This window comes from Pseudomonas bananamidigenes, from assembly GCF_001679645.1.
Lineage (GTDB): Bacteria > Pseudomonadota > Gammaproteobacteria > Pseudomonadales > Pseudomonadaceae > Aquipseudomonas > Aquipseudomonas bananamidigenes.
On record NZ_LRUN01000014.1, the window covers coordinates 23,262 to 49,048 of the forward strand.

The window sequence follows — 25,787 nt, forward strand, 5'->3', positions numbered from 1 at the left end:
TCCTTTGCATTAGAGAACGGGCACGGGGTGCTCCCGTAACGCCGTCAGCAAAGCCGCGGCACTGGCGCCGCGACAATCCACAACTGTTCGGGCCCCGGCGGCACGTGCCTGCTCGGCGACCCTTGGGCTTGGAACAAACAATGGCATCTGCGCAAGCGCCGGCCAGGTATCGCCGGCCAATTGGCGCAGGTGCTCAAAACCCTGTCCACTGCTGACCACCAGCCCGTTCAGGCGTTCCGCCGTAATCCGTCGGGGCAGTTCCTGCGGCGGATAGTCCGGCAGGTCACGGCGGTACAACTCCAGATACTCGACACTAGCACCAAGCGCGCGCAGGCGCTCGGCCAGCAGCTCGCGACCGCCCTCCCCGCGCAGGATCAATACCTGTGCGCCGGGCCGTGCAACGGCCTCGAGCAGACGGGGCAATTGCAGCAAGGCTTCGCTGTCATCGCCCTTGTCCGGGCAATGTGCATCGAGGTTCCGTTCCCGGAGTATCTGCGCTGTCGCCGCACCGACACTGAACCAGGGCAGAGTCGGCAGCGACGCCCCATCGACGTCAAGCAGTTGCACGGCGAGGCGCGCAGCCGGCTTGCTGACGACGATCACCGCGCTGTAACACGACAATCCGGAAAATGTCCGGCGCATTGTGTCAGAGACCGGCAGAGGGGCGATTTCCAAAAGCGGCAGGCAACTGCTGAAAATCCCCTGACCGGCCAGCACTTCGGCCAGCGCCTCGCAATCGTCGGCGGGGCGGGTCAGCAGCAGGCGCCAGCTGGTCACTCGTGGCCTGCCTCGCCATAGACTGCCTTGAGAATATCGTCGGCCCCCTGGCGAAGCAGATCTTCGGCAACCTGCACGCCCAGCGCTTCAGCGTCAGAGCGCGGCGCCCGGGCTTCAGCGCCCAGCAGCTTGCCGCCGCTCGGCTCTCCGACCAGGCCACGCAGCCACAATTGCTCGCCCTCAAGCACGGCGTAGCAGGCGATCGGCACCTGGCAACCGCCATTCAAGTGTTTGTTGAGGGCACGCTCGGCGCTCACACGGTCAGCGGTATCGGCGTGATGCAAAGGGGCGAGCAAGGCATGGATTTCGGTATCGGCACTGCGACATTCGATACCGACGGCGCCTTGGCCACCGGCCGGCAGGCTGTCGTCGACACTGATCGCCGAGGTGATGCGGTCTTCGAATCCCAGACGGATCAGGCCGGCCGCCGCGAGGATGATCGCGTCGTACTCGCCGGCATCGAGCTTGGCCAGGCGGGTATTGACGTTGCCGCGCAAGAAGCGGATTTCCAGATCGGGACGGCGCGTCAGCAATTGCGCCTGACGACGCAGGCTGGAAGTGCCGACGATACTGCCGGCGGGCAATGCATCCAAGCTTGAAAAGGTATTGGAAACAAAGGCGTCACGCGGGTCTTCGCGCTCGCAGATGCAGAACAGGCCGAGACCTTCGGGGAAGTCCATCGGCACGTCCTTCATCGAATGGACGGCGATGTCGGCTTCGTTTTCCAGCAGCGCGGTTTCCAGCTCCTTGACGAACAGTCCCTTGCCACCGATTTTCGACAGAGGGGAATCGAGCAGCTTGTCGCCGCGACTAACCATCGGCACCAGCGTCACCAGCAATCCCGGATGGGCCGCTTCCAGACGGGCTTTGACGTATTCGGCCTGCCAGAGGGCCAGTGCACTTTTGCGGGTGGCGATGCGGATTTCGCGAGAGGACATGGATCAATCCGTACTGAAAAGATACGGCGGATGATAACAGCTCAGCCAAATCCACTTTGACCTGAATCAGAAACGGCACGCCCTCCCTGGCCGGCAATGCCTGGTGAAAAGCACGAAGAACCACCCGCAGCCTGCGGATTAAAGCCCTTGCATCATTTTGCGCACGCCCGCCACATGGCGGCGGCTGACGATCAGCGCGTCACCGTTCAGGCCCTTGAGGAACAACTGGAAGTGGCCAAGGGGTGTGCGTTGCAGCCGTTCTATCCGGTCGCGGGCGACCAGTGCATTGCGGTGGATTCGCACGAAGCGCTCGCCGAACTCGTCTTCCAGCGCCTTGAGCGGCTCGTCCAGCAGGACTTCACCGCTTTCATGGCGCAAGGTCACGTATTTGTGGTCGGCAATGAAATACACCACCTGATCCAGCGGGATCAGTTCGATACCCTTGCGAGTGCGGGCGCTGATATGACTGCGTGGACCATTGCCGCTTTCCGCGGCAGGGCGGGTCAGGGCCGACAACTGAGCCCGATTCGGACGTTCGGCCTTTTTCAGGGCTTCCTGCAGATGTTCGGTTCGCACGGGTTTCACCACATGGCCCACGGCGCTGGCCTGCAGGGCCTCCAAGGGAAATTCATCGATACCGGAGCAGAACACCACGGCGGGTGGCGTTTCGCGTTCGCACAGGCGGGCAGCGACCTGCAGGCCATCGAGGCCCGGCATGCGGATATCGAGCAGCACGATATCCGGCTTGTGGCTGTCGATCAGTGCCAACGCCTCTTCGCCATTGGTGGCGCTGGGCTCCAGGACTGTGTAGCCCTCGAGCTCGCTCACCATTCGGGCGAGGCGCTCGCGGGCCAGTGGTTCGTCATCAACGATCAGGACATTCATATTGCGCTGGATTCCTGCGTGAGTCTCGCACAAGGATAGCGTAGACAAGTGGAGTGACGTCCGTCACCGCGATCCACGCTAAGACTAGCGCGAGCGCCAAAAAGTGCCGTACGTCGGCCGGCAATATTTGTCGATACCCGGGACGCGCCACTCAAGGCTCGCTGCTGTCTGCGTTTTACGCAGGGTATGCCGATGGTCAAAACACCCACCCCTCTCTTCTTATAGTCGGCGGCTGAACCTTTGCACGTTCCACAGTCGCGCCGACCCTTAGTCCAACTGTAGACGCTCGCCGGGCCGATATTGCTCAATCGGAAAATATCCTTGCGCAAATCCCCCGGAACCGGCGGAGACTATGAACGCAGAGATGAGAAAAAAACGTATCGACCAGTGTCAGCGACAGGATTGGCAACCCTGTTATTATCCGCGCCAGCGTTTCACGCCTTCTTTCTTCAAGCCGATACGAGCGAATTCATGAGCACTGACAAGACCAATCAGTCCTGGGGCGGCCGCTTCAGTGAACCCGTCGACGCCTTCGTCGCCCGCTTCACCGCCTCCGTCACTTTCGACCAGCGCCTGTATCGCCACGACATCATGGGCTCGATCGCCCATGCCACCATGCTGGCCAAAGTCGGCGTGCTGACGGATGCCGAGCGCGACAGCATCATCGATGGCCTGAAGACCATCCAGGGCGAAATCGAAGCCGGCCAGTTCGACTGGCGCGTGGACCTCGAAGACGTGCACATGAACATCGAGGCACGCCTGACCGACCGCATCGGCATCACCGGCAAGAAGCTGCACACCGGCCGCAGTCGCAACGACCAGGTTGCCACCGACATCCGCCTGTGGCTGCGTGACGAGATCGACCTGATCCTGGCCGAGATCACCCGCCTGCAAAAAGGCCTGCTGGAACAGGCCGAGCGTGAAGCCGCGAGCATCATGCCGGGCTTCACTCACCTGCAGACCGCCCAGCCCGTGACCTTCGGGCACCACATGCTGGCCTGGTTCGAAATGCTCAGCCGCGACTACGAACGTCTGGTCGATTGCCGCAAGCGCACCAACCGCATGCCGCTGGGCAGCGCCGCACTGGCCGGCACCACCTACCCGATCGACCGGGAATACACCGCACAACTGCTGGGCTTCGACGCCGTCGGCGGCAACTCGCTGGACAACGTCTCCGATCGTGATTTCGCCATCGAATTCTGCTCGGCCGCCAGCATCGCGATGATGCACCTGTCGCGCTTTTCCGAAGAGCTGGTGCTGTGGACCAGCGCGCAGTTCCAGTTCATCGATCTGCCGGACCGTTTCTGCACCGGCAGCTCGATCATGCCGCAAAAGAAAAACCCCGACGTGCCGGAACTGGTACGCGGCAAGACCGGCCGGGTGTTCGGCGCACTGACGGGCCTGCTGACCTTGATGAAAGGCCAGCCGCTGGCCTACAACAAGGACAACCAGGAAGACAAGGAACCGCTGTTCGACGCCGCCGATACCCTGCGCGACTCGCTGCGTGCGTTTGCCGACATGATCCCCGCGATCAAACCGAAACAAGCAATCATGCGTGAAGCGGCGCTGCGCGGCTTCTCCACCGCCACGGACCTTGCCGACTACCTGGTTCGCCGTGGCCTGCCGTTCCGTGACTGCCACGAGATCGTCGGCCACGCGGTGAAGTACGGCGTCGATACCGGCAAGGATCTGGCCGAAATGAGCCTGGAAGAACTGCGTCGGTTCAGCGACCAGATCGAACAGGACGTGTTTGCCGTGCTGACCCTGGAAGGCTCGGTGAATGCCCGTGATCACATCGGCGGCACCGCGCCGGCGCAGGTCAAGGCTGCTGTTGCTCGCGGTCAGGCGTTGATCGCCAGCCGCTGAAAGCCAAAAGCATCGCGAGCAAGCTCGCTCCCACAGGTTTTGCGTAGAACACACAATCGTGATTCACACAAAGCCTTGTGGGAGCGAGCTTGCTCGCGAATGCGGCCCTCAGAACAGCAATAATTACTTCTTCGCTGCGATCATCGCCAAAAACGCAGGCATCGCCGCTTCCTTGTCCGCTGCAATCTTCTGCACATGCGGATTCTGTTCAAGTCGCTCCAGCAACGCCTTGGCCTCCGGCATGTCCGCCAGCAGATCCAGACCGAACAGCTTGTGCCCCACCGCGACCGCCAGCGGCACGCTGTAGAGGAAGTACAGATCCGCGATGCTCAGGCTGTCGCCCGCCACATACGGGGCGAACTTGCCATGACGGCCCAGTGCTGCGAACCCCAACAACAATTCAGCCTTGGTTTTTTCCTTGATCGCCTCCGGCAGCACCGCGCCGAAAAACGCTTCGCCATAACAGGCACGGGCCGGCAATTCGATATACAGCTCGATTTCCTTGGCTACCGCCAGCACCTGCGCCCGGGCGAACGGTTCGGTCGGCAGCAGCGGAACACCCTTCTGGGTGGTTTCAAGGTATTCGAGCATCACCATCGTTTCATTGATGTAGCCCCCTTCGGCGCCCAGCACCGGCACCTTGCCACGCGGGCTGATGGCCAGAGACTCCGGCGTGGACGTCGGGTAGAAGGTGACTTCCTCGAACGGCAGCCCCTTTTCCATAAGCGCCAGTTTGACCATGTTGTAGTAATTGCTGACTGAGAATCCGTAAAGCTTGAACATCACATAGCCTCCAGGCCGTGCGGGGTGGGCAGTGCCTGTTTATAGATCGCTCCGGGGAATCCCGCCAGCAGCATCACGCCGCTGAATGCGGGTAAACTGACGCCTTTCCTTGAGGAGCCTGCCATGAGCGAGCCGACAGACATCGATAACGACGACGAAGCGTTCACCGAGAGCACGTTGATCGAAGCCATCGAAAACCAGATCGAAAGCGACAACCCGCCCGCGGCCAAGGCGACGTTCAACAAACTGACCCTGGTCGGTTACGAGCGTGAAGACATCCTGAACATGATGGCCCACGTGCTGGCGTACGAAATCGACGCCATGCTTGACGAAGACCGCGCGTTCAATACCGAATGGTACGAAGCCGCCCTTCGCGCCCTGCCTGAATTGCCGCCGGAAAAGCCGTAACCGCATACCCCGGCCGTGGGAGCCGTCCCCGCTCCCACACAATTTGTCACCCTTCCAACCGGCCTTCTCCCGGCCCCTGACTACACTGGAATCCACCCCCGGGACAAAAACCCTGGCGCACACTGGACAGGCCGCGCCGGCAGGTTCACCTTAGGGGCGCTGTCGTTCAATTCCTAGAAAGTCTGGAGTCCTTATGTCGCTTACCCCTGAGTTGGTTGCCGAACTGGAAGTCCTCGCACTCTTCAACCTGGACAGTTCCCAGGAAGGTCTGAAAATCCATCAGACCGCTGCCCCGAAACATATCGCTGCTGCCAAACGCCTCTACGAAAAAGAACTGACCGACCAGCCTGATGGCGGTTATCTGACCAGCCTCGGTCGCGATGCCGCGCAGAACGTGCAAACCGTACTGACAATTCTCAAAGAGCAACAAACCGCCTGATTTTCCCCACTTTGCCCACGGAAACCTCTGCCAAGGGTTTTCCGCGGGCCGGCTTGAGCCACCGTCGGCGTCGCGCGGTGGAAATCTGGCGTCAAAAAACAAATTCAGCTTAATGCTCGCGCTGCACAGGCGCTAAACTCCCTCGCATTCCGTGACCCCTGCCTCCGTGCCCTTCGAGCCGGTTTGAGCCGACATGACCCGCACCCATGAAATCCGCCCCGACCTGGACGAGGGAATCGACCGCAAGGTACTCAGCCAGCTGCGCGCACGCTTTCTGAAACTCAACGATGGCCGCCTGAACCGGGCGCGGGAAGGTCTGTCGACACGCCAGCAAAGCGTGCTGACCTTGCTGCCACTGTTTTTTCACGTCAATCATCCGCTGTTGCCCGGCTATGTCTCGGGCAGCACGCCCGCCGGACTGTCGAATTACGAGCCGGATGCCGATGCACTCGCCGAAGCCCAGCGGCTGACCCGCTCGTTCTCCTACAAACCGCGCCACGGCAGCAACCCGCCACGACCGATTCACGGCCTGTTCCTGATGGGCAGCCTCGGCACCCTCGCCCAGGCCGACCAGAGCGACATGGACGTGTGGGTCTGCCACGCACCCGACCTGAGCGACAGCGAACTCGCCGAACTGCGCAAGAAATGCCAGCTGCTCGAAGCCTGGGCAGCGAGTCAGGGCGCGGAGGCGCATTTCTTCCTGATCGACCCGGTGCGTTTCGTCAAGGGCGAGCGTGATACCCGGCTCAGCTCCGAAGATTGCGGCACCACCCAGCATTACCTGCTGCTGGACGAGTTCTACCGCACTGCGATCTGGCTGGCCGGACGTACGCCGATCTGGTGGCTGGTGCCGGTCTACGAAGAGCGGACGTACGACCAGTACACCCACACGCTGATCTCGAAACGTTTCATCCGTAACGATGAAACCCTCGATCTGGGACCTCTGGCGCACATTCCGCCCGGCGAGTTCGTCGGTGCCGGTCTCTGGCAGTTGTTCAAGGGCATCGAATCGCCTTACAAGTCGGTGCTCAAGCTGTTGCTGATCGAGGTCTATGCCAGCGAGCATCCACAAGTTCAGTGCCTGAGCCTGCGCTTCAAAGCGGCGGTATTTGCCAACAGACTCGACCTCGACGAACTGGATCCGTACATGGTGATTTACCGTCGGATCGAGGAATACCTCACCGCCCGCAACGAACCGGAACGGCTGGAACTGGTGCGACGGGCGCTGTATCTGAAGGTCAACCGCAAGCTCACCGGAAACAGTCGCACCCAGAGCTGGCAACGCTCGCTGCTGGAAAGACTGGCCGGCGAATGGCACTGGGACCAGCGGCAACTGGCTTTGCTCGACAGCCGCAGCCAATGGAAAGTGCGCCAGGTCGGCACCGAGCGCCGGGCTCTGGTCAACGAGCTTAACTACAGCTATCGCTTCCTGACCCAGTTCGCCCGCTCCGAACAGACCGTCAGCCTGATCAACAAGCGCGATCTCAACGTTCTCGGCCGGCGCCTGTACGCCGCGTTCGAACGCAAGGCCGACAAGGTCGAGTTCATCAACCCCGGCATCGCCCCGGACCTGGCCGAAGACACCCTGACCCTGGTGCAGTCACCGAACAAAAAGGAACACGGGCAAACCCAGTGGGGCCTGTACAACGGCAGCCTGACGGCGCTGGAGTGGGAACACTTCGCGCCGATCAAGCGCTGCCGCCATCTGCTGGAGCTGCTGACCTGGTGCCACCGCAACGGCGTGATCGACAGCAGCACCCGACTGGCCCTGCATCCGGGCACCAGTGATCTGAGCGAATTCGAGCTGTTCAATCTGCTCGGCAGCCTGCAACAGAGCATCGCCCTGCCCTTGCCGACCGTCGCCGAAGAAGCGTTGCTGCGCGCCAGCGTGCCGAGCGAAGTGCTGATGCTGGTGAATGTCGGGGTCGATCCGCTCAAGCACCATCGCGACCTGAACATTCTGATGACCACCGAGCGCACGGATTCGCTGAGCTATGCCGGCGTGCGCGAAAACCTCGTACTGACGCTGGATCAGGTCACGCTCAACAGCTGGAACGAAGTGCTGGTCAACCGCTTCGACGGCCCGCATGCGCTGCTCGACTGCCTGCGCGACTACCTCAACAACCTGCCGCGCGGACCGCAACAGCCGTCGCTTCGAGTGCGTTGTTTCTGCCACAACCGCGCGCAGTTCATCGCCCGCCGGGTGGAAGAGATCGTCGATACCGCGCAGAACCTGCTGCTCAGCGACCTGAATCACCGCTACCTGATTCAGGTGCAACAGCATTACCACGTGCTGGAACTGGTGCCGGGCCAGGTCAGCCATGTCGCCCTCGCCACCCTGCCCGCGCTGCTCGATTACCTGGGCGAGGAGCAACCGCGCTACAGCCCCTTGCATCTGGATCCGATGGCGCTGGAAGACCACGACCTCGCGCTCGTCCTGCCGATGGGCCAACCCGAATGCATTCAAGTGTTCTACCGGATCACCGAACAGACGGCCGAGCTGTATGTGCTCGACGAATTCAATGCGTTGTGGCAACAACACTTGCCGTACCACGACGAGCAAAGCCTGCTGGTGCCCTTGCAGCGGTTCCTGCAATCGATCCAGTTCCGGCGCGAAGCGCTGCTGCCGATGGATTCAGGCCATGCCGCCGGCCTTGAAATCCTGTATTACCAGTTACTGCCGTCAGGCCCGGGACGTGCGCGTCGGGTCGAAATGCGTCCGCCGCCACAGACGCCGGCCGACAAACCGTTCTACGACGTGCAGGCGATCGTCGGCAAGGCCGCACCTGGCGAGGTGCAGGTCACGTTGTACTGCAATCAGCGAGAATTCTGCGAACTGGAACATGGCGACCAGCTGTTCAGCGTGGTCGCCCGGGAAATCGTCGGCCAGCGTCGGGAAACCGAGCGCTACCGCTGCTACATCACCGACCTGGACCTGTCGGGTGTGATCGGTGACGGGCAGAGTTCGAGCAATCTGTATCTGCGTTACAAGGCCGACCTGGAACGCGCCCTGAACGAGGCGCTCGAGCAGGTCTGAGGCAGGCTCACTCGGGGAAATCGCCACCGTTGGCCGGTTGCGATTCGACTTCCAGCAAAGTCAGCTTCAGGGTCTTGCCGCCCGGTGCCGGCCAGTCGATGTGCTGGCCGACCTTCAGGCCCAGCAGCGCACTGCCGACCGGGGCCAGGATCGAAATCTTGCCTTCGTCGGCGTTGGCGTGTTTCGGGTAGACCAGCGTCAGGTGGTAGTCCTTGCCACTGCCTTCTTCGCGACAGTGCACTCGGGAATTCATCGTCACCACATCGGCGGGCACTTCATCGTGGCCGACCAGGGTATCGGCGCGATCCAGTTCGGTTTGCAGCGCAATCACGCCCGGCAGCGTGTCATCCAGGCTGTCGATCAGGCGCTCCAGACGTTGCACGTCCAGACGGGTAAGGGTGATGGAAGGTGCGGTCATGATCCGGGCAGACTCCTTTCTTCTGCACACAAAAAAAGCAAAACCCCGCCACAAAAGACGGGGTTTATACCAGGCCTCGATGGGTTGAGGCGTGTTCGGACACTATCACAGCTCAAAGAATATACAAGCTACGTCCCGCAGAGCTGCCTGCGCCGGGCCGCTTGTTCGCAGATCACCCGACGGCGCTCGTCATCGGCCGAACGCCATTCGCGGATGTCTTCGACATGGCGCATGCAGCCGAGACAGACCTTCTGTTCATCCAGCCGACAGACGCCGGTACATGGCGATGGCACTGCCGGACTGACATTGCTGTAGAGCGGTTTGGCAGGACGTGGCGCGGTGCTCATCTCAGATTTCGTCGAAATCGAGTTTCTCGCCGGCGCGCTCCCAGACGATGCGTTCCAGCATTTCGCCCAGCAACTCTTCGGTCTTTTCGCAGACCCACTTGCCGGCCTGCTCGTCATAGTCGAAATGGAAACCACCGGAACGGTCGGCCAGCCATAGCTGACGCAGAGGTTCCTGACGACTGAAGATCAACTGGCTGCCGTTGTCGAACTTGACAGTCAGCACACCGGCCGAGTTCTCCATGTCCAGATCCAGGCCACTTTCATCAAAGATGTCCTCCAACGCCTGCTGGGTGGCGTCGACCAGATCATGGAAACGGGCTTCGGACAAACTCATTGCGGCAACCTCAAAAAATGTCTGATCAGGCTCAAGCGCCGCAAGATACGGACGCGGCCGGCCGATTGCAAAGGATAACGACCAATCCCCCTGCCTGCACGCGCTTCGGGCAAGCCCCGCCGGACGGGGACCCCGTCGCATAGGCAAGCTGACGGGTGGCCGGTATACTCCGGCGCAATTAACGCATTTTCAAGGATTTCGCCATGAAGCGCCTGATCTCTTCCATCGCTGCGATCGTCGCGGTTGCCTGCCTCGTTTCGGCCTGCGGTCAGAAAGGCCCGCTGTACCTGCCCGATGAAGATCAGGATCCGGCCGCACAAGCCCAGTCTTCGCAGAAGCCTGTCTCCAAGGCACACAAGCACGACGTCTACTAAGGGATCGCCATGGACGCTTTTAACTACCGTGGCGGGGAGCTGTTCGCGGAAGGTGTGGCGCTGTCCGCCATCGCCGATCGCTTCGGCACACCGACCTACGTCTACTCCCGCGCCCACATCGAGGCCCAGTACCTGGCCTACGCCGATGCGCTGGCCGGCATGCCGCACCTGGTGTGTTTCGCGGTCAAGGCCAACTCCAACCTCGGCGTGCTGAATGTCCTGGCCCGCATCGGCGCCGGTTTCGACATTGTCTCCCGTGGCGAGCTGGAGCGCGTGCTGGCGGCCGGGGGCAGCCCCGACAAGATCGTGTTCTCCGGTGTCGGCAAGACCCGTGACGACATGCGTCGCGCGCTGGAAGTCGGCGTGCATTGCTTCAACGTCGAATCCACCGACGAGCTGGAGCGCCTGCAAGTGGTCGCCGCCGAGCTGGGCGTTCGTGCACCGATTTCCCTGCGCGTGAACCCGGACGTCGACGCCGGCACCCACCCGTACATTTCCACCGGTCTCAAAGAGAACAAGTTCGGCATCGCCATCGCCGACGCCGAAGACGTGTACGTGCGTGCCGCGCACCTGCCGAACCTGGAAGTGGTCGGTGTCGATTGCCATATCGGCTCACAACTGACCACCCTGCCACCGTTCCTCGACGCCCTCGATCGCCTGCTCGATCTGGTGGACCGCCTGGGCGATTGCGGCATCCACTTGCGCCACATCGATCTCGGTGGTGGCCTGGGTGTGCGTTACCGCGATGAAGAGCCGCCGCTGGCTGCCGACTACATCAAGGCCGTGCGCGAACGTCTCGACGGTCGCGATCTGGCGCTGGTGTTCGAACCGGGCCGCTTCATCGTCGCCAACGCCGGTGTGCTGCTGACGCAGGTCGAATACCTCAAGCACACCGAGCACAAGGATTTCGCCATCGTCGATGCGGCGATGAACGACCTGATCCGCCCGGCCCTTTACCAGGCCTGGATGGACGTCACGGCGGTCAAGCCGCGCGACACCGCCGCACGCAAGTACGACGTGGTCGGCCCGATCTGCGAGACCGGCGACTTCCTCGCCAAGGATCGTGAACTGGCGCTGGAAGAAGGTGACCTGCTGGCCGTGCATTCAGCCGGGGCCTACGGCTTTGTGATGAGCTCCAACTACAACACTCGCGGCCGTGCCGCCGAAGTGCTGGTAGATGGCGATCAGGTATTCGAAGTGCGTCGCCGCGAGACCGTGGCCGAGCTGTTTGCCGGCGAAAGCCTGCTGCCGGAGTAACCCCATGCTGCTGCGTTTTACCAAGATGCACGGCCTGGGCAATGACTTCATGGTCCTCGACCTGGTCAGCCAGCACGCGCACATTCAGCCCAAGCACGCAAAAATGTGGGGTGACCGGCACACCGGCATCGGTTTCGACCAGTTGCTGATCGTCGAGGCACCGAGCAATCCGGACGTGGACTTCCGTTACCGGATCTTCAACTCCGACGGCTCCGAAGTGGAGCAGTGCGGCAACGGTGCACGCTGCTTCGCCCGCTTCGTGCTCGACAAGCGTCTGACCGCCAAGCGGCGAATTCGCGTCGAGACCAAGGGCGGCATCATCGAACTGGACGTCCGTAACGACGGCCAGATCGGTGTGAACATGGGGGCCCCGCGCCTGCTGCCGGCGGAGATTCCGTTCCAGGCGGACGAACAGGCCCTGAGTTATCAGGTCGACGTCGACGGTACGCCGGTCGAGCTGGCGGCGGTGTCGATGGGCAATCCCCATGCCGTCCTGCGTGTGCAGGACATCAATACCGCACCGGTGCATGAACTGGGGCCGAAAATCGAACACCACCCGCGCTTCCCGGCACGGGTCAACGTCGGTTTTCTCCAGGTCATCGACCGTCACCGCGCACAACTGCGCGTCTGGGAACGCGGTGCCGGGGAAACCCAGGCCTGCGGTACCGGCGCCTGCGCGGCGGCTGTAGCTGCGATCAGCCAGGGGTGGATGGATTCGCCACTATTGATCGACCTGCCGGGCGGGCGCCTGTCCATCGAATGGGCAGGCCCCGGCCAACCGGTGTTGATGACCGGTCCGGCAGTGCGTGTATACGAAGGACAAGTGCGTCTTTGAGTGAGCAGAAGCCATGACTGACAAGCCTCAGGTACCCGCCCGAAAGTCCACTGAAACAGCACCCGAAAGCCTGGAGGCGGCAGCGGTTGCCGCGTACCTGGAGGCTCATCCGGATTTCTTCGTAGAACATGAAGAACTGCTGCCGTCCCTGCGCATCCCCCATCGCCGCGGCGATACCGTGTCGCTGGTCGAGCGCCAGATGTCCATTCTGCGCGACCGCAACATCGAGATGCGCCACCGCCTCTCGCACTTGATGGACGTGGCCCGGGACAATGATCGTCTGTTCGAAAAGACCCGTCGCCTGATCCTCGCGCTGATGGATGCAGCCACATTGGAAGACGTAGTGATCAGTGTCGAAGACAGCCTGCGCCAGGATTTCCAGGTGCCCTTCGTCAGTCTGATCCTGCTGGGTGACAACCCGGCTCCGGTCGGTCGCTGGGTCACTCACGCCGACGCGCAGACCGCCATCGGCGGCCTGCTTACCGAAGGCAAGAGCGTCAGCGGCAGCCTGCGTGAACACGAACTGGACTTCCTGTTCGGCGAAGAGCAGCGCAAACAGATCGGCTCCGCCGCCGTGGTCGCGGTCAGCCACCAGGGTATCCACGGAATTCTGGCCATCGCCAGCCGTGACCCGCAGCATTACAAGAGCTCGGTCGGCACCCTGTTTCTCAGCTACATCGCTGAAGTGATGGGCCGCGTGCTGCCACGGGTCAACAGTTCTCTGCGCTCGGTACGCTGAACATGGAACGACAACTGGACGCTTACTGCGAGCACCTGCGCAGTGAGCGGCAGGTGTCGCCGCACACGCTGTCGGCTTACCGCCGCGACCTCGATAAAGTCCTGGGCTGGTGCAACAAACAGAACGTCGGAAGCTGGCAGGCTCTGGATATCCAGCGCCTGCGCAGCCTGATCGCCCGCCTGCATGCCCAGGGCCAGTCCTCACGCAGTCTGGCGCGTCTGCTGTCATCGGTGCGCGGGCTCTATCACTATCTGAATCGCGAAGGCCTCTGCGATCACGACCCGGCCACCGGCCTGACACCGCCCAAAGGCGAACGACGCCTGCCGAAAACCCTCGATACCGACCGAGCGCTGCAACTGCTTGAAGGCGCGGTCGAGGACGATTTTCTGGCCCGACGCGACCAGGCGATTCTGGAGCTGTTCTATTCATCCGGCCTGCGTCTGTCAGAGCTGACCGGGCTCAATCTCGATCAGCTCGATCTCGCCGACGGCATGGTTCAGGTGCTCGGCAAGGGCAGCAAGACACGTCTGTTGCCGGTCGGCCAGAAAGCCCGGGAGGCCCTGGAGCAATGGCTGCCACTGCGGGCACTGAGCAACCCGGCGGACGACGCGGTGTTCGTCAGCCAGCAAGGCCGGCGCCTCGGCCCGCGTGCGATTCAGGTGCGGGTCAAACTGGCCGGCGAGCGCGAACTGGGGCAGAACCTGCACCCGCACATGCTGCGGCACTCTTTCGCCAGCCACTTGCTGGAGTCCTCCCAGGACCTGCGCGCGGTGCAGGAACTGCTCGGCCACTCGGACATCAAGACCACCCAGATCTACACCCACCTGGACTTCCAGCACCTGGCGGCGGTCTACGACAGCGCCCACCCAAGGGCCAAACGCATGAAAGGCGACGATTCATGAGTATCCAGTTGATCACCTTCGACCTCGACGACACCTTGTGGGACACCGCTCCGGTGATCGTCAGCGCCGAAGCGGTTTTGCGTGAATGGCTGGGCGAACATGCGCCGAATCTGGGCGCGGTGCCGGTGGAGCATCTGTGGTCGATCCGCGAGCGCGTGCTGGCCAGCGAACCGGGACTCAAGCACCGCATCAGCGCGCTGCGGCGCCGTGTGTTGTTTCATGCGCTGGAAGAAGCCGGGTACGCCCACATTGAGGCCTCGGAGCTGGCGGACAAGAGTTTTGAAGTGTTTCTGCATGCGCGGCACCAGATCGAGGTGTTCCCGGAGGTCGAGCCGATCCTGGAAACCCTCGCCAGACACTACGCCCTCGGCGTGGTCACCAACGGCAATGCCGATGTGCGACGCCTCGGCCTGGCGGACTACTTCAAGTTCGCCCTGTGCGCCGAAGACATCGGCATTGCCAAGCCGGATGCGCGGCTGTTCCATGAAGCCCTGCAGCGCGGTGGCGTGAGCGCCGAGGCGGCGGTGCATATCGGCGATCATCCGGGAGACGACATTGCCGGCGCGCAGCAGGCGGGATTGCGGGCGATCTGGTTCAACCCGGCGGGCAAGCCGTGGGAAGCGGAGCGTCTGCCGGATGCCGAGATTCGCAGCCTCAACGATTTGCCTGCCGTGCTCGCCCGCTGGAATGCTGCCTCCAACTGACATATGAACCCTGTGGGAGCGAGCCTGCTCGCGAATGCGATCTGTCGTTCAAATTGATGCTGACCGGCCCGCCGCTTTCGCGAGCAGGCTCGCTCCCACAAGGTAACCGCGTTCACTCCAGTTACTGGATTCCAGGCATGAAAAAGCCCGCAGCGACGGCGGGCTTTTTCAGCAAGCGAGCGACACGCCTCAGATCGGGCGGCTGCCGTACTTGTTGTCCGGCTTCTTGGGCGGATCGGCGACCACGTTGGCCTCCACTTCCTGAACCTTGCCACCGCGCGCAAGGAACTCTTCCATGGCCTTGGCCAGGGCATCGCGCTCCTTGTTCTTGGCTTCGATGCTCGGCATCTCGTCGACCGACACTGCAGCCTTGGCCTTGCCTTTGGCTACCGGGGCCGGCGTATCGTCACCGCCATCGTCTTCGGCAACGTCATCCGCTGCCGCTTCCAGACCCTCATCGGCCTCGTCTTCATCGCCTACTTCGAGGTCGTCGTTTTCCAGATCATCGTCGCTCATGTTCTACCTCATGACTTGCGAAAAGCAGATTAGTTATAGACCAGCTTTGGCGACTGTCGAAAGCCGCCGTAAAAAAATCGACAACCATTGGTGACCAACGGTTTATGCCTCTTCACCGTACAAGGTGGCGAGGACTTTGCGGGCACCGCCATGATCGCGATGCTCGCCCAGATAAACGCCTTGCCAGGTGCCCAGTGCCAGACGACCCGCCGAAACCGGCAGGCTGATCTGGCAACCCAGCACGCTGGCCTTGAAGTGCGCCGGGAGGTCGTCCAGGCCTTCGTCGTTATGCTCATAGCCGTCTGCTCCTTGTGGGATCAGACGATTGAAAAATCGTTCGAAGTCGCGACGTACCGCCGGATCGGCGTTCTCGTTGATGGTCAACGACGCCGAGGTATGCTGCAGCCACAAATGCAACAGACCGACCCGGCATGCCTTGAGTTCAGGCAGCCCGGCAAGCAACTCTTCCGTTACCAGATGAAAGCCCCGGGGCCGTGCCCGCAGGGTTATCAGAGTCTGTTGCCACATACAGTTCTCCGCACGTTCGGGGCGCATTCTAGCGCGCTCTGAAAAAAAACAAAGGCCCTAATATTCCTTCAATGGTGTAAGCCATTGGCCGCAGAAAAACACCCGTCGTAAACACGACCAAAGCCGTACGAGAATTCCATTCAGCCACATCAGGGATGACAAATTCCGGACAAAAAAATGCCCGGCGAACCGGGCAAGTTTTTAGAGGCGCGTGCTTACAGGTTGTAGCCGCGTTCGTTGTGTTGTGCCAGATCCAGGCCCACCGACTCTTCTTCCTCAGTGGCGCGCAGTCCCATCACGGCATCCAGCACCTTGAGGATGATGAAGGTGACGATCGCGGTGTAGATCACCGTGAAACCGACGCCCTTGCACTGAATCCAGACCTGGGAAGCGACATCGGTGACAGTGCCGAAACCACCCAGCGCCGGAGCGGCGAACACACCGGTCAGGATCGCACCGAGAATACCGCCGATCCCGTGCACGCCGAAGGCATCCAGCGAGTCGTCATAACCGAGTTTGCGTTTCAGGCTGGTGGCGCAGAAGAAGCACACCACGCCCGCGGCCAGACCGATGATCAGCGAGCCCATCGGGCCCACAGTGCCGGCCGCCGGAGTGATTGCCACCAGACCGGCAACCACGCCCGAAGCGATACCCAGTGCGCTTGGTTTGCCGTGGGTGATCCACTCGGCGAACATCCAGCCCAGTGCAGCGGCGGCGGTTGCGATCTGAGTGACCAGCATCGCCATGCCGGCAGTGCCGTTGGCCGCAGCAGCGGAACCGGCGTTGAAACCGAACCAGCCGACCCACAGCATCGCCGCGCCCATCAGGGTGTAACCAAGGTTGTGCGGCGCCATCGGGGTGGTCGGGAAACCTTTGCGCTTGCCCAGCACCAGGCACGCCACCAGACCGGCGATACCGGCGTTGATGTGCACCACGGTGCCACCGGCGAAGTCGAGCACGCCCCAGTCACCCAACAGCGAACCCGGACCGCTCCAGACCATGTGCGCAATCGGCGCGTAAACCAGGGTGAACCAGACCCCCATGAACACCAGCATCGCGGAGAACTTCATGCGCTCGGCGAAGGCACCGACGATCAGCGCCGGGGTGATGATGGCGAAGGTCATCTGGTAGGTGACGAATACGGCTTCCGGGAACAGCGCGGTCGGGCTGGTGATGCTGGCCGGCGTGATGCCCGCGAGGAAAGCCTTGCCCAGGCCACCGACGAAGGAGTTGAAGTTGACGACGTTGGCTTCCATCCCGGTGGTGTCGAACGCCATGCTGTAGCCATAAATGAACCACAGGATGGTGACCAGGCCGGTAATGGCGAAGCACTGCATCATCACGGAAAGAATGTTTTTCGACCGCACCATGCCGCCGTAGAACAGCGCGAGGCCCGGAATGGTCATGAACAGCACGAGGGCTGTGGAGGTCAGCATCCAGGCAGTATCGCCGGAATTGAGGACTGGAGGCGCCACCGGATCTGCCGCCAAAGCCAGGCCGGGCATTACGATGGACAACAGGGCGCCTAGCCCTGCGAATTTACGCAGAGTCATATTGTTTTCTCCTGGGGCGTTGGGTTTGTGGCGGCGCTTAGATCGCGTCGGTATCGGTTTCGCCGGTACGGATGCGAATCGCCTGTTCCAGATTGACCACGAAGATCTTGCCGTCACCGATCTTGCCGGTGTTGGCAGCCTTGGTTATCGCCTCGATAACCCGATCCAGATCCTTGTCGTCGATGGCCACGTCGATTTTCACCTTGGGCAGAAAATCGACCACATATTCCGCGCCGCGATACAGCTCGGTGTGACCCTTCTGCCGGCCGAAGCCTTTGACTTCAGTAACGGTAATGCCCTGCACGCCGATTTCGGACAGCGACTCGCGCACGTCGTCCAGCTTGAACGGCTTGATGATGGCAGTGACTAGCTTCATGAAACTCTCTCCCGAATTGGTGGACTTGCCCCAGGAAAACAAACCCGACTCAAGTCTAAGCGCAGTGCCTGGCTTTGTAACGCATCGTCGGCCCTACCCGCCCGACTGACGCCAGCTAACCGCTCCCGACGAAACTCCCCGTCCCGTCCGGCGCACTGCATTCGTCACAGCGACTGCATCAGTGCATGGGTCACTACCGACTAAGCAGAAAGCTTGCCATCTCGCCAAAATCCCCTGATTTCAATCCCTTGGCCGCGGCCGTCGATGCCATCACCGAAATGGCACACGGGATACGCACAACAACGGTGCGCAACCGTTCGTCCTTTTGCGCGAAAAGCGTGCATCCCGGCCCGCGCGAATGACTATAGACACTGCGTGATACACTGCCGGCCATTGTTTTCAGGACATATCCCATGCTCGCGCCCAAAGACTTCCTCGACGCCCTGAGCGGCACCGCCTCCCGCCTGTTCAGTGGCGACACGCCATTGCCAAAAGCCGAAATCGAAAGCCAGTTCAAGATGCTGCTGCAAAGCGCCTTCAGCAAACTGGACCTGGTGAGCCGGGAAGAATTCGATAGTCAGATGGTGGTACTGGCGCGCACTCGCGCCCGGCTTGAGAGTCTTGAGGCGAAGGTGGCTGAGCTGGAAGCGAAGCTGACGCCGCCGGCTGAGTGAGACAAGAAGCTAAAACCGCTCCTGCCGAGGCAGGAACGGTTTCCGTCGGTTCAATTCCTACAGCGAATTATTCCAACGGTCTCGCAGAATCTCGTACAGGCGAAAAGCCCATAGCGCGATCCTGACGAGGCGCCACATATGTTTAAGAAACTTAGACATATTTTGGCCCTCCTTGCGTGGGGCCAAACCTCCGATGCTCTTTCCGGCCTACGAACACCTTCGGGACTACACACGAGTGTGCCCACCAAGGCGGCCGGGTGTGGGTCCCCCAAAACAACACCGGCACGGGTCTCACACCGCGTCGGGGAACATGAAAATCGTTATGCTCCCGACCACACTTTGCGAACACTCGATGAGTGGGCATCGTCGCAGCGGATGGTATTGCAGCCCTTAGAATGCAAATTAAACAAGTTGTATCAAGCCATTAATCGAGCGCTGGCAAAAGGATGGTTACCCCTCATTCCAGACCACAATTGGTTGGCGAAAAATTCGCTGATGCTTGCGCCAACGATCAAACATGCATAACCTCGGAATACGCGAGTGTGTCCACTAAGGATGCGCAGGCCTTGGCCTCACCGAAGCCTGCAACTAAAAACCGTCTTCTCAAGGCGGTTTTTTTTCGCCTGAAGATTAGTCATTTCTATTTCAGCAACATCCAGTGAAGCTTTGCCCAGGCAACTGTCCCTTCAACCTCCTCCCCGACTACCCTTGAAAAACCCGCAGGAAGCGGCCCCCGACTCAGCTCAAGGAACGACCATGTCCCTCGCCATCGTCCACAGCCGCGCCCAGATTGGCGTGGATGCCCCCGCCGTCACCGTCGAAGTCCACCTGGCAAACGGTTTGCCCTCGCTGACCATGGTCGGCCTGCCCGAAGCCGCAGTGAAGGAGAGCAAGGACCGGGTGCGCAGCGCGATCATCAATTCCGGGCTGCAGTTTCCGGCGCGGCGGATCACCTTGAATCTGGCGCCGGCGGATCTGCCCAAGGATGGCGGGCGCTTCGACCTGGCGATTGCGCTGGGGATCCTGTCGGCCAGTGTGCAGGTGCCAACATTGACGCTGGATGATGTGGAATGCCTTGGCGAACTGGCGTTATCCGGTGCAGTACGGGCGGTGCGCGGGGTGTTGCCGGCGGCGCTGGCAGCACGCAAGGCCGGGCGGACGCTGGTGGTGCCGAGGGCGAATGCAGAGGAAGCGTGCCTGGCGTCAGGATTGAAGGTGATTGCGGTCGATCATTTGTTGGAGGCCGTGGCGCATTTCAATGGGCATACACCGGTCGAACCCTACGTCTCGGATGGGTTGATCCATGCCGCCAAACCCTATCCCGACTTGAACGAAGTGCAGGGTCAACTGGCTGCCAAACGGGCGCTGCTGATTGCCGCTGCCGGCGCGCACAACCTGCTGTTCAGCGGGCCGCCTGGGACGGGCAAGACGTTACTGGCCAGCCGATTGCCGGGGTTGCTGCCGCCGCTGGCCGAGAGTGAGGCTCTGGAGGTGGCGGCGATTCAATCCGTGGCCAGCGGCGCTCCCCTGACTCACTGGCCACAGCGCCCGTTCCGCCAACCCCATCACTCGGCCTCCGGGCCGGCACTGGTCGGCGGCAGCTCAAAACCGCAACCCGGCGAAATCACCCTGGCCCATCACGGCGTGCTGTTTCTCGATGAGTTGCCGGAGTTTGATCGCAAGGTCCTGGAGGTTTTGCGCGAACCCCTGGAGTCCGGATGCATCGTAATTGCCCGGGCCAGGGAGCGCGTGCGTTTCCCCGCAAGATTTCAGTTGGTGGCGGCGATGAATCCCTGCCCCTGTGGATATCTTGGCGAGCCCAGCGGCAAATGCTCCTGTACGCCGGACATGGTGCAGCGCTATCGCAACAAACTGTCGGGGCCGCTGCTCGATCGGATCGATCTGCACCTGACGGTGGCGCGCGAAGCGACAGCGTTGAACCCTGTGGCAAAACCGGGAGAAGACAGCGCCAGCGCAGCCGCACGGGTCGCCGAGGCCCGCGAGCGGCAGCAAAAGCGCCAGGCCTGTGCCAATGCGTTTCTCGATTTGCCAGGGCTGAAAAGGTACTGCAAGTTATCCCCAGCCGATGAAACCTGGCTGGAATCGGCGTGCGAGCGGCTGACCCTGTCGCTGCGCTCGGCGCATCGGTTGCTCAAGGTCGCGCGGACACTGGCGGATCTGGAAACGTGCGCGGATATCAATCGCGAGCATCTGGCCGAAGCGTTGCAGTATCGGCCGGCGACTCAGTAGGTGCTGAAACATGGGCGTCCCAATCGCGGGCAAGCCCGCGCCCACAGGGTTTTGTCTTGAAACACTATTGCGTGTTCAGCGGGAAACCTGTGGGAGCGAGCCTGCTCGCGATAGCTGTTTCAGAGATGCATCAGCGGAAGCGATCAACCTCGGAACGCAAATCCGCCGCCAGCTTCTCCAGCTCTTTAGCGGTGACGGCCAGATTGGAAACCACCTCACGCTGCTCGCTGTTGGCCAGCGCAATGCTCTGCAGATTGCTGCTGAGCAACGTCGCGGTGCTGCTCTGCTCCTGAGTCGCCGTGGTGATTGCCGCAAACTGCTGCCCGGCCGAGCGGCTCTGCTCATCGATACGCGCCAGCGCCGAAGCGACATTGGCGTTGCGCGAAAGGCCTTCCTGCATCAGCACGTTGCCCTGCTCCATGGTGCTGATGGCGTTGCCGGTTTCCTGCTGGATGCTGTGGATCATTCCGGAAATTTCGTCGGTCGCCTGACGGGTGCGCGACGCCAGATTGCGCACTTCGTCCGCCACCACGGCAAAACCGCGACCTTGCTCACCGGCTCGGGCCGCTTCAATCGCCGCGTTGAGTGCCAACAGGTTGGTCTGTTCGGCAATCGAGGTAATCACGCTGACGATGCCACCGATTTCCTGGGAGCGCTGACCCAGCGTGTTGATCACGGTCGCCGTGGTGTTCAGCGCGCCGGCAATCTGCTCCAGCGAGGACGATGCTTCTTCCATCGAGCTGCGACCGATCTGGGTCTGTTGCGCGTTTTCCTGGGCCAGACGCTGGGTGTTGCCCATGTTGTCGGCAATGTTCAGCGAGGTGGCGGAAAACTCTTCAACCGCGCCCGCCATGCTGGTGATTTCACCGGATTGCTGCTCCATGCCTTCATACGCACCACCGGACAGACCGGACAGCGCCTGAGCACGGTTGTTGACCTCTTCCGAGGCGCGACGAATGTGCTCGACCATGGTCGACAGGGCCTGGCTCATCTGGTTGAAGGCGCGGGCCAACTGGCCGATTTCATCGTTGCTCGAGACGTTCAGGCGCACACTCAGATCACCGTCGCCCAGGGCTTCGGCCTGACGCACCAGATCACCCAGCGGTTGCAGCTTGCTGCGCAGCAGCCACACCGCCGATCCCACCGCGATCAACATCGCCAGCAGGCTGCCGATGGCCAGTTGAATGCCGACGCTCCAGGTGACTTCACGGATCTCGGATTTCGGCATGCTCGCCACCACCGACCAGGGTCCGCCTTCGAACGGTACGGCGATGCTGTAGAAGTCTTCGGACGTATCGCTCCAGAAGCGGCCCTTGCCCGGCGTTTTCGCCAGACCGCTGACCACCGGCACCGCCTGATCGGGCGCCTGCACACCGGCTGGCGCTACCAGCCATTTGTTCTGTTCGTCCAACAGCGCGAGGGAACCGCTCTGGCCAATGCGAAAACGCTTGAGGTTGTCGAACTGGGCGTTCTGCGCATCGGTGTAATCGAAGCCGACGAACAACACCGCGATCACCTTGCCGCTGCTGTCACGCACCGGGGTGTACTGGGTCATGTAGGAACGATCGAACAACAGCGCGCGGCCGACATAGCCCTGCCCTGCCATCAACTTCGCGTAGGCCGGGTGCGCGTGATCGAGCAAGGTGCCGATGGCGCGGGAGCCGTCCTGTTTGGTCAGCGAGGTGCTGACCCGTACGAAGTCTTCGCCGCTGCGCACGAACAGGGTGGCGACACCCGCCGTCATCTGCTTGAACTCGTCGACTTCCTTGAAGTTGTTGTTCAGCACTTCGCTGCCCAGGTGCAGACCCGGGGTCCGGGTGCCCGCCACGTTGACCGGTTCGTCGGCATGAAGGCTCAGGCCGGCGCTGAAGCGCTTCTCGAACAACCCGCTCAGGCGCTGGGTGCTTTCACGCAGCGTGCCATGGAAGGTGCTCAACTGATCGGCGAGCAGGCGTGCCTCGCTGGCCAGGTGTTCTTCACGGGTGGACAGGTTGGCGGCGTCCAGCGAACGCAGGGCGAACACGGTACTGCCGCTGATGACAATTGCCAGTATCACAGCGAGCGCGAGGCCCAGCTGCGAGGCGATCCGGGCGCGAGGTTGAGACATGGACAGCTCCTGGCCGAGTCTGCGTATCCTCCCTGATCGCGGCTCGGAACATTTCTAATAATGGGGGTGAGGCGTGAAACCGGCACGACGGTTCCACCTGGACGTATTCGGCGGTGAACGCGAATACTTGAGCGCTCAGCAGGGTTATGGCCGAGGGCCGGCATTGTGGCGGCTCGAACGTTTCAGCTCAAGCGCGCGACCTGCGGCAGTTCCATTGCCCGAACCTCACCCTGAAGAAAATCACTGAGCCGGCGCAAACGTTCACCTCCCGGACGGGTCTTCGGCCATACCAGGTAATAATTCAGGCCGCTGGCGACCGCCGTCGGCCACGGCAGACTCAAGCGCCCCTGGGCCACATCCTCGGCCACCATCAGCAGATCGCCCATGGAGACGCCATAACCCCGGGCCGCCGCGATCATCCCCAGTTCGAGGGTATCGAACACCTGCCCGCCCTTGAGCGACACTTGATCGGACAGGCCCATGTGCTCCAGCCAGCTGCGCCAGTCGCGGCGATCCGGGGTCGGGTGCAGCAGTTCGGTGGCGGCCAGTCGTTCCACATCCCAGGGCTGGTCATTGAGCAGGTTGGGCGCGCCCACCGGGATCAGCTCTTCCGGGAACAACAGGCTGGCCTCCCAGTCCGGCGGAAAATGCCCGTCGCTCAACAGCACTGCGCAATCGAAGGGTTCGTTATTGAAGTCCACCGAATCCACGTCCATCCAGGCACTGGTCAGTTGCACTTCATTACCCGGCTGCAAATGGCGGAAACGACTGAGCCGCGCCAGCAACCAGCGCATGGTCAGGGTCGAAGGGGCTTTCATGCGCAGGATGTCATCTTCGGCGCGCAAGGTATTGCAGGCTCGCTCCAGGGCCGCGAAACCTTCACGGATGCCGGGCAGCAGCAGACGGGCCGACTCGGTCAGTTGCAGATTGCGGCCACTGCGGTGGAACAGCCGACAGGCGAAGTGTTCTTCCAGCGTGCGGATATGTCGGCTCACCGCACTCTGAGTGATCGACAACTCCTCGGCCGCGCGGGTGAACGAGCTGTGCCGCGCCGCTGCTTCGAATGCGCGCAGGGCATACAAGGGGGGCAGGCGACGGGACATACACAGGGCTCCGGTTGCGGGATGGCGTCAACTTAGCAGAATTGAGCCAGGATGAGTTTTAATCATGCCACCCATCCTTTTTATCCCTTTGTGCATCCCGTACCAAACCCCGAGAATCGACGGTCTCTTGCTCCCTCTTTTATAAGGATGTGAAACCATGCAGCGTCCTGTGCGTACCGAACTCTGGGCCATCCTGCGGCTGGCGGGGCCGTTGATCGCCTCGCAGTTGGCGCACATGCTGATGGTGCTGACCGACACCCTGATGATGGCGCGTCTCAGCCCGGAAGCACTGGCCGGCGGTGGCCTGGGCGCGGCGAGCTATTCGTTCGTGTCGATCTTCTGCATCGGCGTTATTGCGGCGGTCGGCACCCTGGTGGCGATCCGTCAGGGCGCCGGCGACATACTCGGTGCCGCCCGGCTGACCCAGGCCGGATTGTGGCTGGCGTGGCTGATGGCGCTGGGGGCCGGGTTGTTGCTGTGGAATCTGAAACCGGTGTTGCTGCTGTTCGGTCAGACCGAGACCAACGTCAACGCCGCCGGGCAGTTTCTGATCGCCCTGCCGTTCGCCCTGCCCGGCTACCTGAGCTTCATGGCCTTGCGCGGCTTCACCAGTGCCATCGGCCGGGCGACGCCGGTGATGGTCATCAGCCTCGGCGGTACCGTAGCCAACTTCCTGCTCAACTACGCGCTGATCACCGGCATGTTCGGCTTGCCGAAACTGGGGCTGACCGGTATCGGTCTGGTCACAGCGATCGTCGCCAACTGCATGGCGCTGGCACTGGCGTGGCACATCCGTCGGCACCCGGCTTATGACGCCTATCCATTGCGCCACGGCCTGTCCCGGCCAGACCGGCAATACCTGAAAGAGTTGTGGCGCCTGGGTCTGCCGATCGGCGGCACCTACGCGGTGGAAGTCGGGCTGTTCGCCTTCGCGGCGCTGTGCATGGGCACCATGGGCAGCACCCAACTGGCGGCGCATCAGATTGCCCTGCAGATCGTTTCCGTGGCGTTCATGGTGCCGGCGGGCATGTCCTATGCCATCACCATGCGTGTCGGCCAGCATTTCGGCGCCGGGCAACTGGGCGATGCGCGGATGTCCGGCCGGGTCGGCATCGCCTTCGGCGCGGTGGTGATGCTGGGGTTTGCCATGGTGTTCTGGCTGCTGCCGAATCAGCTGGTCGGGCTCTTCCTCGATCACAATGATCCGGCATTTGCCGAAGTCATTCGCCTGGCGGTGAGCCTGCTGGCTGTCGCGGCGTGGTTCGAGCTGTTTGACGGTACCCAGACAATTGCCATGGGCTGCATCCGTGGACTGAAAGATGCGAAAACCACGTTTCTGGTGGGGCTCGGTTGCTACTGGCTGATCGGCGCGCCGTCGGCCTGGCTGATGGCGTTCCACCTGCACTGGGGACCGACCGGCGTCTGGTGGGGACTGGCGCTCGGCCTGGCCTGCGCAGCGATCTGTCTGACGCTGGCGTTCGAATGGAAGATGAAACGTATGATTCGACTTGAGCCGCAATCTCGAGGATTCAAGATCGCTCAGGCCGAATGAGTTTCCCTGTGGGAGCGAGCTTGCTCGCGATGAGGGTGTGTCAGTGACTAATAAGCCGACTGTTACTCCGCCATCGCGAGCAAGC

At 61.8% G+C, this 25,787-nt stretch carries 26 protein-coding genes; 13 read left to right on the top strand and 13 right to left on the bottom strand.

Annotation, left to right across the window (positions count from 1 at the left end):
- Positions 1-9 precede the first annotated feature (9 nt).
- The 3 genes from BBF94_RS06005 to BBF94_RS06015 form a co-directional block, all read right to left on the bottom strand.
- Positions 10-777: a uroporphyrinogen-III synthase gene (locus BBF94_RS06005; protein WP_065258132.1), complete on the bottom strand. Its 768-nt coding sequence runs from the start codon at positions 775-777 to the stop codon at positions 10-12.
- Positions 774-1,715 (bottom strand): hydroxymethylbilane synthase, encoded by a 942-nt coding sequence (gene hemC / locus BBF94_RS06010; RefSeq protein ID WP_065258133.1) that lies wholly within the window; start codon positions 1,713-1,715, stop codon positions 774-776. The genes BBF94_RS06005 and hemC overlap by 4 nt, the downstream gene beginning before the upstream one ends.
- A gap of 138 nt (positions 1,716-1,853) precedes the next feature.
- Positions 1,854-2,600, bottom strand: coding sequence for a LytR/AlgR family response regulator transcription factor (locus BBF94_RS06015; protein WP_065258134.1), 747 nt, complete (start codon positions 2,598-2,600; stop codon positions 1,854-1,856).
- Positions 2,601-3,071: 471 nt separating this feature from the next.
- On the opposite strand from BBF94_RS06015, the gene argH reads away from it, so the two are divergent.
- Complete coding sequence (gene argH / locus BBF94_RS06020; protein ID WP_065258135.1) at positions 3,072-4,466, top strand: argininosuccinate lyase; 1,395 nt, start codon at positions 3,072-3,074, stop codon at positions 4,464-4,466.
- 123 nt (positions 4,467-4,589) lie between these two features.
- On the opposite strand, the gene BBF94_RS06025 is transcribed toward argH, so the two are convergent.
- The gene (locus tag BBF94_RS06025; protein WP_065258136.1) at positions 4,590-5,249 is read right to left on the bottom strand and encodes a glutathione S-transferase family protein; all 660 of its coding nucleotides are present in this window, start codon (positions 5,247-5,249) and stop codon (positions 4,590-4,592) included.
- Between the two features lie 123 nt (positions 5,250-5,372).
- Here BBF94_RS06025 and BBF94_RS06030 point away from each other — a divergent pair, with 123 nt between their 5' ends.
- The 3 genes from BBF94_RS06030 to BBF94_RS06040 all read left to right on the top strand — a co-directional run bounded on the left by BBF94_RS06030 (position 5,373) and on the right by BBF94_RS06040 (position 9,133).
- On the top strand, positions 5,373-5,657 hold the full coding sequence (locus BBF94_RS06030; protein WP_065258137.1) for a hypothetical protein: 285 nt from the start codon (positions 5,373-5,375) through the stop codon (positions 5,655-5,657).
- A 193-nt stretch (positions 5,658-5,850) separates the two neighbouring features.
- Positions 5,851-6,096, top strand: coding sequence for a TIGR02647 family protein (locus tag BBF94_RS06035; RefSeq protein WP_065258138.1), 246 nt, complete (start codon positions 5,851-5,853; stop codon positions 6,094-6,096).
- 193 nt (positions 6,097-6,289) lie between these two features.
- Positions 6,290-9,133 carry a class I adenylate cyclase gene (locus BBF94_RS06040; RefSeq protein ID WP_065258139.1) on the top strand — a complete coding sequence of 948 codons (2,844 nt, stop codon included), beginning with the start codon at positions 6,290-6,292 and terminating at the stop codon, positions 9,131-9,133.
- 7 nt (positions 9,134-9,140) lie between these two features.
- Here the strand turns inward: BBF94_RS06040 and rnk are convergent, their stop codons facing one another.
- From rnk to cyaY, 3 genes are all read right to left on the bottom strand, one after another.
- Entirely contained in the window at positions 9,141-9,551 is a 411-nt protein-coding gene (rnk, locus tag BBF94_RS06045) for a nucleoside diphosphate kinase regulator (RefSeq protein ID WP_065258140.1), read from the bottom strand.
- Positions 9,552-9,679: 128 nt separating this feature from the next.
- A complete protein-coding gene (locus tag BBF94_RS06050; RefSeq protein ID WP_065258141.1) occupies positions 9,680-9,898 on the bottom strand; it encodes a DUF1289 domain-containing protein in 219 nt (72 codons plus the stop codon).
- A 1-nt stretch (position 9,899) separates the two neighbouring features.
- A complete protein-coding gene (cyaY, locus tag BBF94_RS06055; protein ID WP_065258142.1) occupies positions 9,900-10,232 on the bottom strand; it encodes an iron donor protein CyaY in 333 nt (110 codons plus the stop codon).
- Between the two features lie 203 nt (positions 10,233-10,435).
- On the opposite strand from cyaY, the gene lptM reads away from it, so the two are divergent.
- Genes lptM through BBF94_RS06080 form a run of 6 tightly spaced genes read left to right on the top strand, consistent with a single transcriptional unit; the run spans position 10,436 to position 15,043 of the window.
- On the top strand, positions 10,436-10,606 hold the full coding sequence (gene lptM, locus BBF94_RS27040) for an LPS translocon maturation chaperone LptM (RefSeq protein WP_082302373.1): 171 nt from the start codon (positions 10,436-10,438) through the stop codon (positions 10,604-10,606).
- Positions 10,607-10,615: 9 nt separating this feature from the next.
- Entirely contained in the window at positions 10,616-11,863 is a 1,248-nt protein-coding gene (gene lysA, locus BBF94_RS06060; protein ID WP_065258143.1) for a diaminopimelate decarboxylase, read from the top strand.
- A 4-nt stretch (positions 11,864-11,867) separates the two neighbouring features.
- Complete coding sequence (gene dapF, locus BBF94_RS06065; protein WP_065258144.1) at positions 11,868-12,698, top strand: diaminopimelate epimerase; 831 nt, start codon at positions 11,868-11,870, stop codon at positions 12,696-12,698.
- A 13-nt stretch (positions 12,699-12,711) separates the two neighbouring features.
- Positions 12,712-13,437, top strand: a complete 726-nt coding sequence (locus BBF94_RS06070) for a DUF484 family protein (protein WP_065258145.1) — start codon at positions 12,712-12,714, stop codon at positions 13,435-13,437.
- 2 nt (positions 13,438-13,439) lie between these two features.
- Positions 13,440-14,339 carry a tyrosine recombinase XerC gene (gene xerC / locus BBF94_RS06075; RefSeq protein WP_065258146.1) on the top strand — a complete coding sequence of 300 codons (900 nt, stop codon included), beginning with the start codon at positions 13,440-13,442 and terminating at the stop codon, positions 14,337-14,339.
- Positions 14,336-15,043, top strand: coding sequence for an HAD family hydrolase (locus BBF94_RS06080; protein WP_065258147.1), 708 nt, complete (start codon positions 14,336-14,338; stop codon positions 15,041-15,043). Before xerC ends, BBF94_RS06080 begins: the two co-directional genes overlap by 4 nt.
- Positions 15,044-15,232: 189 nt before the next feature.
- Here the strand turns inward: BBF94_RS06080 and sutA are convergent, their stop codons facing one another.
- The 4 genes from sutA to glnK form a co-directional block, all read right to left on the bottom strand.
- Positions 15,233-15,559, bottom strand: a complete 327-nt coding sequence (gene sutA / locus BBF94_RS06085; protein WP_065258148.1) for a transcriptional regulator SutA — start codon at positions 15,557-15,559, stop codon at positions 15,233-15,235.
- 102 nt (positions 15,560-15,661) lie between these two features.
- Positions 15,662-16,087, bottom strand: a complete 426-nt coding sequence (locus BBF94_RS06090) for a secondary thiamine-phosphate synthase enzyme YjbQ (RefSeq protein WP_065258149.1) — start codon at positions 16,085-16,087, stop codon at positions 15,662-15,664.
- 215 nt (positions 16,088-16,302) lie between these two features.
- Complete coding sequence (locus tag BBF94_RS06095) at positions 16,303-17,640, bottom strand: ammonium transporter (RefSeq protein ID WP_065258150.1); 1,338 nt, start codon at positions 17,638-17,640, stop codon at positions 16,303-16,305.
- Between the two features lie 37 nt (positions 17,641-17,677).
- Positions 17,678-18,016 (bottom strand): P-II family nitrogen regulator, encoded by a 339-nt coding sequence (glnK, locus tag BBF94_RS06100; protein ID WP_002555808.1) that lies wholly within the window; start codon positions 18,014-18,016, stop codon positions 17,678-17,680.
- A 413-nt stretch (positions 18,017-18,429) separates the two neighbouring features.
- Between glnK and BBF94_RS06105 the strand changes: the two genes are divergently transcribed.
- Entirely contained in the window at positions 18,430-18,690 is a 261-nt protein-coding gene (locus BBF94_RS06105; protein ID WP_011336527.1) for an accessory factor UbiK family protein, read from the top strand.
- 756 nt (positions 18,691-19,446) lie between these two features.
- Positions 19,447-20,940 carry a YifB family Mg chelatase-like AAA ATPase gene (locus BBF94_RS06110; protein WP_065258151.1) on the top strand — a complete coding sequence of 498 codons (1,494 nt, stop codon included), beginning with the start codon at positions 19,447-19,449 and terminating at the stop codon, positions 20,938-20,940.
- 130 nt (positions 20,941-21,070) lie between these two features.
- On the opposite strand, the gene BBF94_RS28540 is transcribed toward BBF94_RS06110, so the two are convergent.
- Positions 21,071-23,047, bottom strand: a complete 1,977-nt coding sequence (locus tag BBF94_RS28540) for a methyl-accepting chemotaxis protein (protein WP_065258152.1) — start codon at positions 23,045-23,047, stop codon at positions 21,071-21,073.
- Positions 23,048-23,229: 182 nt separating this feature from the next.
- The gene (locus tag BBF94_RS06120; protein WP_065258153.1) at positions 23,230-24,150 is read right to left on the bottom strand and encodes a LysR substrate-binding domain-containing protein; all 921 of its coding nucleotides are present in this window, start codon (positions 24,148-24,150) and stop codon (positions 23,230-23,232) included.
- A 157-nt stretch (positions 24,151-24,307) separates the two neighbouring features.
- Between BBF94_RS06120 and BBF94_RS06125 the strand changes: the two genes are divergently transcribed.
- Entirely contained in the window at positions 24,308-25,702 is a 1,395-nt protein-coding gene (locus BBF94_RS06125; protein ID WP_065258154.1) for a NorM family multidrug efflux MATE transporter, read from the top strand.
- The last annotated feature ends 85 nt before the right edge of the window (positions 25,703-25,787 follow it).